Consider the following 14,466-nt stretch of genomic DNA (forward strand, 5'->3'; position numbering starts at 1 on the left):
CTGAGCGACGCGGCAAGCGGGAGCCATCGCGCGGAAAACACGCTCCCCCTCAGCCGGCACCTCAGCTGCGCCGTTACCGCCACGACATTCAAGGCCATCCGTGACAGTCTCCCGGATGCGGCCTGGGCCAGTTGATTGAGCTTCATTTCTTATCTCCCCCGGTTAGGGCTTCAAAGAGCTGACATCCCGTTCACTGGTGCGAACTTCAGGCGTGGACGAGGTATACCCAACGAGGTATACGCGGGGCTTCCCTAGGATCACGCGAGAAAAAACCCTTGCCTTTTGTAGGAAACCGCCTACCACTCGCTTGGCGCTGAGCCTTTGAGGCCCGCCCGAGTTTTTCAGCGCCGGCGCGCGCTCACCCCGCCAGCAGCGCCGCGTTGCCGCCGGCCGCCGTGGTGTTGACGGTCACGGTCTGCTCGGCGCAAAAGCGGTACAGGTAGTGCGGGCCGCCGGCTTTCGGGCCGGTGCCGCTCAAACCTTCGCCGCCAAAGGGCTGCACGCCGACCACCGCGCCAATCATGTTGCGGTTGACATAGATGTTGCCGACATGGGCGGCCGTGGCCAGCGCCTGGGCGCGCGAGTCGATGCGGGTCTGGATGCCCAGGGTCAGGCCATAGCCGAGCGCGTTGATCTGGGCGATCACCGCTTCCGGCGTTTTCAGGGCGCCGCTGCCCCAGTGCACGATTTGCAGCACCGGGCCAAAGATCTCGTCCTTCACCTCGGCCCGCCCATGCCGTGCAGGCGCTGCGGCTCAAACCCGCCGCCGGTGCGCGAAGCCATCTGCATGATGGCGGCGATGGTGCCGGCGTTGTGCCCGGCAAACTGCGGGTAAATCGCGTCGGGCGCGGCCAGCAGTTCCTGGGCTCGCTTTATTTTCGAGTCCCAGCAGGCGCCCTTGACCAGACGGCACATCAGGCGCAGCCGGTATTTGCGGCCGATCACGATCACATGTTCAATCAGCGCCAGCGCGCGGGTCTGGTAGGCCTGCATCGCCAGGCCAAGCGATCAACGGCAAGTAAACCGGACGACTGGGGCATATACCGGGGTTGGTTACGTTGCGCGAAAGCGGCCAAACCGGGTACGCCCACTGGCGGCGGTGATTCGGGCCAGGCGTTCTGTGACTTCACCCGTGACCCAATCCCATTTGAAGCGCCAACTCCAGCAGCCAATGGTGGCAGGCGTGTTCATGCGGTGGCGGCCGTCCAGGCCCATCACGTCCTGAAACTGGCACAGGGCGTGGTTGGCCACCGATTGCGCGCAGGCGCGAATCATGGCCCAGTGCACATCATGGCCGTTGGTGCCCAGGTACTCTGCGGCGTAAACGCGTTCTCGATCGGTGCAGGAGGCCCACCAGCCCACGATAGTGTCGTTGTCGTGGGTGCCGCTGTAAACCACGGTGTCGCGCTCGTAGTTGTGCGGCAGGAAGTTGTTGCCTGCGTCGTCCGAAAAGGCAAACTGCAAAATTCGCATGCCCGGAAAACCCGCCCGATGGCGCAGTGCCACCACCTCGGGGGTGATGACGCCCAAGTCTTCGGCAATGATGGGCAGCTTGCCTAAAGCGGCCTCAATCGCGGCGAACAGGTCGTAGTCGGGCCCAGGCATCCAGCGGCCTTTCACGGCTGTGGGCTCGGTGGCCGGAATTTCCCAATAGCCCACAAAGCCGCGAAAGTGATCGATGCGCACCACATCGGCCAGGCTGAGCTGGCGTTTGACGCGCTCAATCCACCATTGGTAACCATCGGCCTTCATCGCCTCCCAGTCGTACAGCGGGTTGCCCCAGCGCTGGCCCGTTTCCGAGAAGAAGTCGGGCGGCACCCCGGCGATGACTCGCGGGTGGCCGGATCGGTCCAGCTCATACAGATCCGGGCGCGACCAGCAGTCGGATGAGTGGTGCGCAATGAAGATGGGCAGGTCGCCCACCAGGCGCACCTCCTTCTGGTTGGCATAGGCCTTGAGGCGCTTCCACTGAACATCGAACTGCCACTGCACAAAGCCCCAGAAAGCCAGCTCTTGCGCATGCTCGGTGCGCGCCGCCGCCAGTGCCGCCGGATCGCGGCCCGCCAGGGGCGCTGGCCACTCGGGCCACAGCGCCGGGGTGTGGGCCTGGTCCAGCGCCATGAACAGGGTGTAGTCGCCGACCCAGCGCTGCTCAGCGGTCAGCCAGGCTTGACAGGCCTGCCGATCAGCGTCGCTGGCACTTAGCTGGAAACCTGCAAAGGCTTCGCGCAGCTTGTGCAGGCGCCAGGGCACGACCTGGCCATAGTTCACTTTTTCATCGCTGAAGCGGCCGTCCAGGGCTTCGTTGGCCAGCCAGCCGCGCTCCTGCAGGGGCTCAAACGCCACCAGCAGCGGGTTGCCGGCAAACGCCGAGCTGCCCATGTAGGGCGAGTCTCCGGGGCCGATGGGTCCCAGTGGCAGGGTTTGCCACAGCGACTGCCCTGCCGCGTGCAGCCAGTCTACAAAATGATAAGCGTTAGGGCCAAAGTCGCCACATCCGTGTGGGCCGGGCAAGGAGGTGGGGTGCAGCAAGACACCCGCGGTGCGTTGGTTCAAAAGATCGGCGCGCATGATGCGGTCGACGTGGTCAGGCGCTGCACGCATCTTGATAGAGGGCAAGGTACTGCGCTGCAGCACGCTCCCAGCCCAGCGCCTGTCGCATGGCACGGACGCGAACCCGATTCCACTCCGGGCGTCGGGCAAAGAGCGCAAAGGCGCGGCGCATGGCACGCTCAAAGGCGTCCAGGGTGAAGACATCCAGCACAAAGCCGTTGGCCAGACCCTCGGCGAGGTCTTCAAGCGAGCTGTCCACGACGGTGTCCGCCAGACCGCCCACGCGGTGCACCAGAGGCAGGCTGCCGTATTTCAAACCGTACATTTGCGTCAGGCCACAGGGCTCGAAGCGAGAAGGCACCAAGGTCACATCACTCGCCGCAAAAATGCCATGGGCAAAACTTTCGTCGTAACCAATGCGCACTGACAAGGCCTCGGGATGCGCGGCCGCGCGCGCGCGAAAGGCATTTTCCAGCGCGGGCTCACCGGTACCCAGCAGTACCAGCTGGCCACCGCGGGCCATCATCGCGTCCAGCCCGGCCAGTACCAGGTGCAAGCCCTTTTGCTCTGTCAGGCGACTGACGACACCAAACAGGAGCGCATCGCTCTGCACCGCCAGGCCCAGCGTTTGCTGCAAGGCCGCTTTGCAACGCGCCTTGCCTGCAGGCTTGCGAACGTCATAAGCAAAGGGAATCAGCCTATCTACAGCAGGGTTCCAAACGGACTCGTCTACTGCGTTGAGGATTCCCGACAGCACATCCGAGCGTGAGCGCAGCAAACCATCAAGCCCGCAACCTTGCTCTGGCGTCTGAATCTCGCGCGCGTAAGTGGGGCTGACGGTCGTGATACGGTCCGCGTAAAACAATCCGGCCTTCATGAACGATATCTGGCCGTGGTACTCCAGTCCATCGACCGAAAACGCGGCTTGGGGCAGGCCCAGATCGGCAAAATCATGCGCTGCAAACACCCCCTGGTAGGCAAGGTTATGCACCGTGAAAATGCTTGCCACATCGGGGCCTTGCGCAGCCCGCGAGAATGCCATGTAGGCCGGTGCCAAGGCCGCGTGCCAGTCGTGGCTGTGCACCACTTGCGGCTGCCAATCGACGTCCAACCCACGCGCCAACTGCGCCGCCACAAAACCCAGCAGCGCAAAGCGGCGATGGTTGTCGCGGTAAGGCTGACGGTGTTGGTCTTCGTAGGGGCCACCCGGGCGGCAGTACAGCTGCGGCGCGTCAATCACATAGGCAACTGTGCCCAACGCGGCGAGACGGCCGCAGCGCAAGCTCACCCGTTCGCCCCAGGGCGCCGTCAGTTCGGTGAGCACCTCAGGGCCTTGCAGGTCAGCCAGGATCGGTGCAAAGCCAGGTAACAGCACGCGCACCTCACCGCCCGCGGCATTCAAGGCGGCCGGTAGCGCACCCGCCACATCAGCCAGGCCGCCGGTTTTGAGCAACGGAAAGATTTCGGCGCTGACTTGCAGGACTTTCATGCCTCTTGAATCACTTCAGTTGGGTCAACATTTCGCGGGTGATCAAGACCACCCCCCCTTTTGTGCGTTCAAAGCGCTGTGCGTCCAACGCAGCGTCTTCACCCACCACCAAGCCCTCAGGAATCTCACAGCCCCGGTCGATGACGACCTTACGCAAGCGACAATTGCGGTGGATGGTCACGTTGGGCAAGACCACCGCCTGCTCCACATGGCAGTAAGAATGCACGCGCACCTCAGAAAACAGCACGGAATGCGCCACATGAGAGCCCGAGACAATGCAGCCGCCTGACACCAGCGTATTGACTGCGACGCCATGGTTGCCGGTGGCATCGGGCACAAACTTGGCGGGTGGCAATTGGCGTTGGTACGTCACAATGGGCCAGTCCGTGTCATAAATGTCCAGCTCAGGGATGGTGGATGCCAGGTCAAGGTTGGCGGCCCAAAACGCATCAATCGTCCCGACATCACGCCAATAGGGCGCCACGCCCGCTACGCGCGGCACGCAGGACATGTCAAGCGGATGTGCCACGGCACGTCCCTCCGCCACGGCGGCCGGGATCACATCTTTGCCAAAGTCATGATTGGACGCGGGGTTGGACAGATCCTCTTCGAGCAGGCGGTACAGGTATTCTGCGTCGAACACATAAATGCCCATGCTGGCCAGCGAAACCGCGTCGTTTCCGGGCATACCCGGCGGATTGGCGGGTTTCTCGACAAACGCGGTAATCTGGCGCTTGTCATCCACCGCCATCACGCCACATTCCGAAGCCTCGGCACGCGGCACTTCGATGCATCCCACGGTACAGCCAGCGCCGTGTTCGGCATGGTCTATAAGCATCAGCGAGTAATCCATCTTGTAGATGTGATCGCCCGCCAGGATGATGATGTACTCGGGTTTGCTGGAGCGGATGATGTCCAGATTCTGGAAGACGGCGTCCGCCGTGCCGCGGTACCAATGCTCTTCGCCCGCCCGCTGCTGCGCCGGCAACAAATCAACCATCTCGTTGAGCTCCGCGCGCAAAAAGCTCCAGCCTCGCTGCAAATGCCGCATCAGGGAATGGGACTTGTACTGCGTGACTACCGCCATGCGCCGAATACCAGAGTTCAGACAATTGGAGAGCGCGAAATCAATAATGCGGAACTTGCCGCCAAAGTACACGGCCGGTTTGGCACGCCGGTCCGTCAGCTGCTTGAGCCGCGAACCACGCCCACCGGCCAACACCAACGCCACCGTGCGCCGCACCAACTGGTGGGCCTGAAGATTTTTTTCCACGATTTTGTCCATGCTTGTCTCCTAGATTTAACGCTCAAGGCGCTTGTTGTCCCAAAAAGTTGACGCCGTGCAGCCTCAGGTCGCCACGCTGGGACTGGCCATGCCGGTGCGTGTGTGAATGCCCGCCACTGCATCGGCCAAGGCCGCCAATTCAGCCAGCGCCTGCTGCAGCGGCTCGTCTTGCCGCGCGGGGTCGGCCTCATACCGCTCCAGGTACAGGCGCAGCGTTGCGCCTTCCGTGCCCGTGCCGGACAAGCGGAACACAACGCGTGCCCCATCGTCAAAAATCAGGCGAACACCCTGGTGACTGGAGACCGAGCCGTCCACCGGATCAGTATAAGAAAAATCATCCGCAAGCTCGACTGCGCGAGCACCAAAACGACGCCCCTTCAGGCCGGGTAAGGCCGCGCGCAAATCAGTCATCAAAGCGTTCGCTACGTCAACCGGTATGCCCTCGTAGTCATGGCGGGAGTAAAAGTTGCGACCGTAGGTACGCCAATGTTCGCCGACCAACGACGCCACCGAGCGACCCGTCACCCCCTGTAAATTCAACCAGAACAATACAGCCCACAGGCCGTCTTTCTCGCGCACATGGTTCGACCCCGTCCCATAGCTCTCTTCGCCGCACAGGGTCACCCGACCCGCATCGAGCAGGTTGCCGAAAAACTTCCAGCCCGTCGGCGTTTCATAACAGGAAATACCCAAAGCCCGGGCGACACGGTCCACCGCAGCCGAGGTGGGCATGGAGCGCGCCACACCGGCCAGGCCAACACGGTAGCCGGGAATCAGCTGGGCGTGCGCCGTCATCAGCGCCAGGCTGTCCGAGGGGCTCACCACAAAATCGCGGCCTACCACCATGTTGCGGTCGGCGTCACCGTCCGTGGCGGCACCAAAATCGGGCGACTGGGGCCCGCTCATGTGGGCGATCAGGTCCGCAGCGTTGACCGGGTTCGGATCGGGGTGCAGCCCGCCAAAGTCTTCCAGCGGTTCGCCGTTCACCACGGTGCCCACTGGCGCGCCCAGATCGCCCTCCAATATGGCCTTGGCGTAGGGGCCGCCCACCGCGTTCATCGCATCAAGGCGCAGGGTGAAGCCGCGCTTGAACATACCGCGAATCAGGTCAAAGTCAAACAGCTCCCGCATCACCGCGGCGTAATCGGCCACCGGGTCAATCACCTCAACCTGCATCTGCTCGACGTTGTGCGTGCCCAACTGATCAATACCGATGTCTGGCGCGTCGCTGCTGCGCACCTGGCTCAGCACCAGCGTGCGGGCATAGACGGCGTCCGTGAGACTCTCGTTGGCCGGCCCCCCGTTGACCGCGTTGTACTTGATGCCAAAGTCGCCGTCCAGCCCGCCGGGGTTGTGGCTGGCCGACAGCACGATGCCGCCAAACGCTTTGTGGCGACGAATCACGGCGCTCACCGCCGGTGTTGACAAAATGCCGCCACGCCCCAGCAGTACCCGCGCCACACCGTTCGCGGCGGCCATGCGCAAAATAGTCTGCACGGCCGCCCGGTTGTGGTAACGGCCGTCGCCTCCCAGGACCAGGGTCTGGCCCTGCAAGCTCTCGCCACTGTGCGCGGGCTCGTTCAGCACGTCAAACAGCGACTGGACAAAATTCTCCAAGTACATGGGTTGCATGAACACCGCAACTTTTTTACGCAGGCCCGATGTGCCGGGGCGCTGTCCGGCGATGGGCTGCGTGGAAAATGTTTGAATAGCCATGCTCTTGTTTCTCGGGTTTGGGGTGCCAATTGCGCAACGCGTACAGTCGAGAGAAATCGCCGCCTCAATACGCTTTAGGCTTATCCAAAGCAATTCGCGGGCGAACAGGTAGTTGCGCTGATGGTAGCCGAGAATGAGGCTCGGTAGCCCCGCATTGTCTTCGCGCTAAACCGCAAGAAACGCTGTTCGGCGGGATTTGTGCTTGCCCGCTTTAAACATCCGAAAGGAATAACCCTTGATACCCACCCCCACCCCCGCAAGTCGAGACCTCGCAACCGAGATCCACCGCCATCTGCTGCACACCATCGGTGTGGCGCCTTCCTGCGCAACGCAAACCGACCTGATGCAGGCCGTGGCCCAAGTGGCGCGCCAGCAGCTCTCTCAACGCTGGGTGGAAACCCAGGCACGCGAACGCGACAGCAAAGCACGCCGGGTGGTTTACCTCTCCATGGAGTTCCTGATGGGGCGCACCCTCTCCAACGCGCTGGCCGCACTCAATTTGACGGATGGCGCAACCCAAGGCCTGGCGCTGCACGCACAAAAACTGGAAGACGTAGCCGACCACGAACCCGACGCAGCCTTGGGCAACGGGGGCTTGGGGCGTCTGGCGGCGTGTTTTCTGGACTCCATGGCCACTGTTGGTTTGCCCTCATTCGGCTACGGAATTCGTTACGAGTACGGCATGTTTGCGCAGGACATCGTGCATGGCTCACAACTGGAATATCCCGACCCCTGGCTGCAGGACGGCACACCCTGGGAGTTTCCGCGCGCTGGCATCAGTTACCCGGTTCGCTTTGGCGGCTGGGTCGAGCACGTGGATGGCGTGGCGGTCTGGCGTCACGCCGGCGAAGTGGCCGCCAAGGCCTATGACATGGTGGTCCCCGGCCACGGCACCGAAAAAGTCAGCACCCTGCGATTGTGGAAGGCCGTTGCACCCGCCCACTTTGACCTCGGCGCCTTCAACACGGGCGACTACGCGCGCGCGGCCAGCACCAAGAACGAATTTGAAAATATCTCCTGGGTGCTGTACCCCAATGACAGCACCCCCGCCGGACGCGAGCTCAGACTCAAGCAAGAGTACTTCTTTGTGGCCGCGTCGATCCAGGATCTGGTGCAACGCCACCTCGACGAACACCCCTCGCTGGACAACTTGGCCGGGCGCGTCGCCATTCATTTGAACGACACCCACCCCGCCATTGGCGTGGCCGAACTGATGCGCATGTTGTGCGACGAACACGGCATGGCCTGGGCCAAAGCGTGGGCGATCTGCAGTCAGACTTTTTCATACACCAACCACACCTTGATGCCCGAGGCGCTGGAGACCTGGCCTGTTGGCCTGATGCAGCATGTGCTGCCACGCCACCTGGAAATAATCTTCCGTATCAACAAGGAATTTTTGAATGCGGCCGCCCTGCACCGGCCGGGCGACAACGCCTTTCTGGCGCGCCTGTCGCTGATTGACGAACAAGGCGAGCGCCGCGTTCGCATGGCGCATTTGTCGATTGTGGGCAGCCATAAAGTGAACGGCGTGTCCGCCTTGCACTCCGAGCTGCTGGTGCAAACCATTTTTGCCGACTTCGCCAGCCTGTGGCCCGACCGTTTCACCAACATGACCAACGGCGTCACCCCGCGCCGCTGGCTGGCGCAGGCCAACCCGGGCTTGTCAGGGCTGCTGGACGACACGCTGGGCACCGGCTGGCGGCTGGACCTGGACCAGTTGCAAAAGCTCAAGGCCAAAAAAGATGACCCGGTCTTCCAGAAAGCCTTCATGGCGGTCAAACGCGCCAACAAGGTGCGCCTGGCCGAAGCGATTGCGCGCAGCACCGGCATCCGGGTCAGCCCGGACAGCCTGTTTGACGTGCAGGTCAAGCGCATCCACGAATACAAGCGCCAGTTGCTCAACCTTTTGCATGTGGTGACGCGCTACCAGGCGATGCTGGCCAACCCTGACGCGCCCTGGGTGCCCCGCACAGTGATTTTTGCCGGCAAGGCAGCGTCTTCGTACGTCACGGCCAAGTCCATCATCCGGCTGATCCACGACGTGGGCACGGTCATCAACCAGGACCCGCGCATTGGCGACAAACTCAAGCTGGTGTTCATGCCCAATTACGGCGTTTCAGTGGCCGAAGTCATCATGCCCGGCGCAGATTTGTCCGAGCAAATTTCTACCGCAGGCACGGAAGCCTCGGGCACCGGCAACATGAAACTGGCGCTGAATGGCGCACTGACCATCGGCACCGACGACGGCGCCAACATTGAGATCCGCCACAACGTGGGTGACGACAACATCTTCATCTTTGGCCTGAAGACGCCCGAAGTGCAAGCCTTGAAGCACAGCGGCTACCAGCCCATGCGTTATTACGAAAATACCCCAGGCCTCAAGGCCGTACTCGACGCGATTGCCGGTGACCAGTTCTCGCCCGACGAGCCAGGCCGCTACCGCGCGCTGGTCGATTCCTTGTTGTGGGGCGGCGACCACTACCTGCTTCTGGCAGACTACGCCTCCTATGTGGCCACGCAGTCCCAGGTCGATGATTTGTACCGCCAGCCCACCCAATGGTGTGCCAAGGCCATCAGCAACGTGGCCGGTATGGGCGCATTCTCTTCCGACCGTACCATCCGGGAATATGCGCGGCAAATTTGGCATATTGAACCCGACGCCGGTTGACACCTCGGCCCACCCCTGCCCCAGCCCTCGCAGCCCCTGCGTCTGTCCACCTCCTGATCGGTTGTTATGTTGCATGCCCATGATGTTGAAATGATTTGCAGCGCCAGCCACGGCGACCCGTTTGCCGTGCTGGGGCCGCATGCGGTGGCCGATGGCCCAATGGCGGGACAGACCTCGGTGCGCTGCTTCCTGCCCGGCGCGCAAAGCGTGGTGGTGGAGTCGGCCAAAGGCAAGTCACTCGGTCCACTGACGCGGCAGCACGCAGACGGTTGTTTTGAAGGGGTGGTCAAGGCCTTGCCCAGCGCCCCTTACCGCCTGCGGGTTCAGTGGGCAGACGGTCATAGCGCCACCATCGACGACCCCTACCGTTTCCCCATCGTCCTGGGCGACATGGATGTGTGGCTGCTGGGCGAAGGCACCCACCTGCGGCCCTACGAGGTGCTGGGTGCGCAGCCTTCCGTGATGGAAGGCGTAGCGGGCACCCGCTTTGCCGTGTGGGCGCCCAATGCCGCGCGCGTCAGCGTGGTGGGCGACTTCAACTTCTGGGATGGTCGCGTCCACCCCATGCGCTTGCGGCGCGAGTGTGGCGTGTGGGAACTGTTCCTGCCCGGTGTACACGCCGGGGCGAAATACAAATATGAGATTCGCTCGCAGGACGGACAGGTGTTACCCGCCAAGGCCGACCCCTACGCGCTGCAGGCCGAATTGCGTCCGGCCACAGCCAGCATCGTGGCCACACTGCCGCCGTTCGTGGCGCCCTCTTCGGCGCGCCAGCAGGCCAACGCCCTGGATGCGCCCGTCAGCATCTACGAAGTGCACCTGGGCTCGTGGCGGCGCAATACCGAGGAAGACAACCGCTGGCTGGACTGGGAGGAACTTGGCCACACCCTGGTGCCCTACGCCCGCGACATGGGATTTACCCACCTGGAACTGCTGCCCATCAGCGAGCACCCGTTTGACGGCTCCTGGGGCTACCAGCCGGTGGGCATGTATGCGCCTACCGCACGTTTTGGCGACCCCGCCGGTTTTGTGCGGTTCGTGGCGCGCTGCCATGCCGAGGGTATCGGCCTGATTCTGGACTGGGTACCCGCCCACTTCCCCACCGACGCGCATGCCCTGGGCAACTTTGACGGCACGCATCTGTACGAGAACGCCGACCCGCGCGAGGGCTTCCACAACGACTGGAGCACCCTGATCTACAACCTGGGGCGCACCGAAGTCAGTAACTTCCTGGTGGGCAACAGCCTGTACTGGCTGGAGCGTTTTGGGGTGGACGGCCTGCGCGTGGATGCCGTCGCCTCCATGCTCTACCGCGATTACAGCCGCCAGGCCGGTGAATGGATTCCCAACGTCCATGGTGGGCGCGAGAATTTAGAGGCCATCGCCTTCCTCAAACGCATGAACGAGGTGGTGGGAGTGGAACGCCCACAGGCCATCACGCTGGCTGAAGAGTCCACTGCTTTCCCGTCGGTGTCGCGCCCCACCTACGCCGGAGGACTGGGCTTTCACTACAAATGGAACATGGGCTGGATGCACGACACGCTGGCCTATATGGCGCGTGACCCGATCTACCGCAAACACCACCAGGGCGAAATGAGCTTCAGCCTGGTCTATGCCTTCAACGAAAACTTTGTGCTGCCCATCTCGCACGACGAAGTGGTGCACGGCAAGGGCTCCTTGCTGGACAAAATGCCGGGCGACCGCTGGCAGCAATTTGCCAACCTGCGTGCGTTCATGGGCTATATGTTTGCCCACCCCGGCAAAAAGCTGCTGTTCATGGGCTGCGAATTTGCCCAGGACCGCGAATGGAACCACGACCAAAGCCTGGACTGGCATCTGCTGGAAAACGCGCCGCACGCGGGGGTGCAGCGCCTGGTGCGCGACCTGAACATGCTCTACCGCGCAACGCCAGCGCTGTACCAGCTGGATTTTGTGCCTGCAGGCTTTGAGTGGATTGAGCACAACGACGCCGAGCACTCGGTGCTGAGTTTTATCCGCCGGGGCGTGAAGGACACCAGCTTCATCGTTGTGGTGTGCAACTTCACCCCCAGTGTCTGGAATGCCTACCGCCTGGGTGTGCCGCAGCCGGGCACCTACCACGAGCGCCTCAATACCGACTCGGCGCATTATGGCGGCAGCAACGTGGGCACAGCGCTGGGCGCTGCCACCGCAGACGACACCGCCTGGCACGGCAAGCCGCATTCCATCGTCCTGACCCTGCCCCCCCTGGCCACCGTCCTGCTCGAATGGAAAGCCTGACATTGCCCCCCACACCATGGTTTCTACTGATCCAAAAAGCTCTTCAGCCGCACCCAACACGCCCGCCCTGCAGTCCGGCCAGCCATGGCCGCTGGGGGCCAGCTTTGATGGCCTGGGTGTCAACTTCGCCGTCTTTTCTGCCCATGCACAGGCCATGGAGGTGTGCCTGTTCGACGCCAGCGGAACCCATGAAGTAGCCCGGCTGCGCCTGCCCGCCCACACCAGCGACGTATGGCACGGCTACCTGCACGGCGCCCAACCGGGTCAAATCTACGGTCTGCGCGCACACGGCCCCTGGCGGCCGGACCGGGGCCACCGCTTTGACGCGTCCAAACTGCTGCTCGACCCTTACGCCCGCGACATCGTGGGCGAGTTCGCGTGGCGCGATGAACACTTTGCAGGTGACCGGCAACACCCGCGCCACATGGACACCCGCGACAACGCGGCCGTGGCGCTGAAAGCCCGCGTCACCCACGACCAATTCGACTGGGGCGGCGACCGGGCGCCGCGCACGGCACTGGCAGACTCGGTGCTCTACGAGTGCCACGTCAAAGGCTTCTCCAAGCTCAACGAACGGGTGCCACCGGCCCTGCGTGGCACCTACGCCGGGCTCGCGCACCCGGCGTCTGTTGCCCACCTGCAACGCTTGGGCATCACGGCGGTCAGCCTGCTGCCGGTGCACTATGCGATCAGCGAGGAACGCTTGAGCGCCATGGGCTTGAGCAACTACTGGGGCTACAACACCCTGGGCTTTTTCTGCGTGGACCCGCGCCTGGCCTGCTGTGGACAAGGCACTCAGGACATGTCGCCACGCGACGAGTTCCGCGCCATGGTCAAAACACTGCATGCGGCCGGGCTGGAGGTGTTGCTCGACGTGGTTTTCAACCACACTGCCGAATCCGGTGAAGACGGCCCCAACCTCAGCTTTCGGGGTCTGGACAACGCCAGCTACTACCGCCTGCCGCACGACGCCCCCGCCCACTACGAAAACCACAGCGGCTGCGGCAACACGCTGGATATTCGCCACCCGCGCATGCTGCAACTGGTGCTGGACAGCCTGCGCTATTGGGTGGGCGACATGCATGTGGACGGCTTTCGGTTTGACCTGGCCCCGGTGCTGGGTCGGGGCGACCATGGCTTTGACCACCGAGGCGCTTTTTTCACCGCCGTGGCACAGGACCCGGTGCTGTCGCGCGTGAAAATGATTGCCGAGCCGTGGGACACCGGGCCCGGGGGTTACCAGGTCGGGGGGTTTCCGCGCGGCTGGCTGGAATGGAATGACCATTTTCGCGACAGCATGCGCAATTTTTGGGTGCAAGCAGCCGCCGCTCCCAACGCGCCGGTGGCGGGCTGCAACCGGGGCGACTTTGCGCAGCGCCTGTGTGCCTCGTCTGACCTGTACCAGGCACGTCAGCGGGCACCGGCCGAGTCGGTGAACTATGTGATTTCTCACGACGGCTTTACCCTGCGCGACCTGCTGAGCTACAACCAGCGCTACAACCAGGCCAACGGCGAGAACAACCGCGACGGCCACAGCCACAACCTCAATTTCAATTGCGGGGCCGAAGGTGCCAGCGACGACCCTGCTGTCAATACGCTGCGTGCGCGCCTGCAACGCGTCCTGCTTGCCACCACATTGATAGCACAAGGCACACCCATGCTATGCGCTGGCGACGAACTGGGCCACACGCAAGGCGGCAACAACAACCCCTACTGTCAAGACAACGCCACGACCTGGCTCAACTGGGCAGCGGCCGATGAAGACCTGATCGCCTTCACCGCCCACGCCGTGGCCGTGCGCCGCCAAACCTTGCCGTTTGCCAACCAGTGGTACGACGGCCTGGCCGATACAGCGGGGCTGCAGGACCTGTCATGGCTGCAAAGCGATGGCACCGTTCTGCACGGCGGCGCCTGGCGCGACCCGCTGCAACGGGTGTTGGGTTGCCTGATCGGCAAGCCCGGCCGGGCCAGAGCTCCGTTGCTGCTGCTGGTCAACGCCGACAGCAAGCCCCAGTCTTTTTTGTTGCCGGACGGGCGCTGGCAAGCCGTGCTGGACAGCAGCCACGCGCGCGGCCTGTCACGCCAGGTCGGCCAGGGCGCCGCAGCGTTTTCTGTGCCTGCCCACAGCCTCGTGCTGTTAGTTGCACAGGACAAAGATTGACCGTCACACCACCCGCTGATCCTCCTGCATCGCTTCCATTTGCGCTTCAATCATCCGCACCTGGCCCGGCCAGCAACGCGGCATTCCCACCCGCCGCCGTGGTGTTGACGGTCACGGTCTGCTCAGCGCAAAAGCGGTACAGGTAGTGCGGGCCGCCGGCTTTCGGGCCGGTGCCGCTCAAACCTTCGCCGCCAAAGGGCTGCACGCCGACCACCGCGCCAATCATGTTGCGGTTGACGTAGATGTTGCCGACATGGGCCGCCGTGGCCAGCGCCTGCGCGCGTGAGTCGATGCGGGTCTGGATGCCGAGCGTGAGGCCGTAACCGAGCGCGTTG

The 14,466-nt window shown here is 63.1% G+C and carries 9 protein-coding genes and 1 pseudogene; 3 read left to right on the forward strand and 7 right to left on the reverse strand.

Translation table 11 applies throughout. From position 1 onward, the window contains the following. Positions 1-358 precede the first annotated feature (358 nt). The 6 genes and pseudogenes from RMO23_RS08610 to RMO23_RS08635 form a co-directional block, all read right to left on the reverse strand. Positions 359-727 (reverse strand): annotated as a pseudogene (locus RMO23_RS08610) (aldehyde dehydrogenase family protein); the annotation flags it as partial. After that, positions 718-993, reverse strand: coding sequence for a proline dehydrogenase family protein (locus tag RMO23_RS08615; protein ID WP_309680503.1), 276 nt, complete (start codon positions 991-993; stop codon positions 718-720). The pseudogene RMO23_RS08610 and the gene RMO23_RS08615, both read right to left, overlap by 10 nt. A gap of 60 nt (positions 994-1,053) precedes the next feature. After that, positions 1,054-2,571, reverse strand: a complete 1,518-nt coding sequence (gene malQ, locus RMO23_RS08620; RefSeq protein ID WP_309680505.1) for a 4-alpha-glucanotransferase — start codon at positions 2,569-2,571, stop codon at positions 1,054-1,056. Between the two features lie 16 nt (positions 2,572-2,587). Continuing rightward, positions 2,588-4,042 (reverse strand): glycogen synthase GlgA, encoded by a 1,455-nt coding sequence (gene glgA / locus RMO23_RS08625; RefSeq protein WP_309680507.1) that lies wholly within the window; start codon positions 4,040-4,042, stop codon positions 2,588-2,590. Between the two features lie 10 nt (positions 4,043-4,052). After that, on the reverse strand, positions 4,053-5,327 hold the full coding sequence (gene glgC, locus RMO23_RS08630; protein WP_309680509.1) for a glucose-1-phosphate adenylyltransferase: 1,275 nt from the start codon (positions 5,325-5,327) through the stop codon (positions 4,053-4,055). Between the two features lie 63 nt (positions 5,328-5,390). Beyond that, positions 5,391-7,043, reverse strand: a complete 1,653-nt coding sequence (locus RMO23_RS08635) for an alpha-D-glucose phosphate-specific phosphoglucomutase (protein WP_309680511.1) — start codon at positions 7,041-7,043, stop codon at positions 5,391-5,393. Positions 7,044-7,278: 235 nt separating this feature from the next. Here RMO23_RS08635 and RMO23_RS08640 point away from each other — a divergent pair, with 235 nt between their 5' ends. The 3 genes from RMO23_RS08640 to glgX all read left to right on the forward strand — a co-directional run bounded on the left by RMO23_RS08640 (position 7,279) and on the right by glgX (position 14,131). Then, positions 7,279-9,711, forward strand: a complete 2,433-nt coding sequence (locus RMO23_RS08640) for a glycogen/starch/alpha-glucan phosphorylase (RefSeq protein WP_309680513.1) — start codon at positions 7,279-7,281, stop codon at positions 9,709-9,711. Between the two features lie 66 nt (positions 9,712-9,777). Then, on the forward strand, positions 9,778-11,970 hold the full coding sequence (gene glgB / locus RMO23_RS08645; RefSeq protein WP_309680516.1) for a 1,4-alpha-glucan branching protein GlgB: 2,193 nt from the start codon (positions 9,778-9,780) through the stop codon (positions 11,968-11,970). 16 nt (positions 11,971-11,986) lie between these two features. Further along, positions 11,987-14,131 (forward strand): glycogen debranching protein GlgX, encoded by a 2,145-nt coding sequence (glgX, locus tag RMO23_RS08650; protein WP_309680519.1) that lies wholly within the window; start codon positions 11,987-11,989, stop codon positions 14,129-14,131. Positions 14,132-14,177: 46 nt separating this feature from the next. Here the strand turns inward: glgX and RMO23_RS08655 are convergent. After that, a partial coding sequence (locus tag RMO23_RS08655) for an aldehyde dehydrogenase family protein (RefSeq protein WP_309680521.1) occupies positions 14,178-14,466 on the reverse strand: 289 nt, incomplete at its 5' end.

Origin of the sequence: Polaromonas sp., from assembly GCF_031411155.1 — a bacterium.
GTDB lineage: Bacteria > Pseudomonadota > Gammaproteobacteria > Burkholderiales > Burkholderiaceae_C > Polaromonas.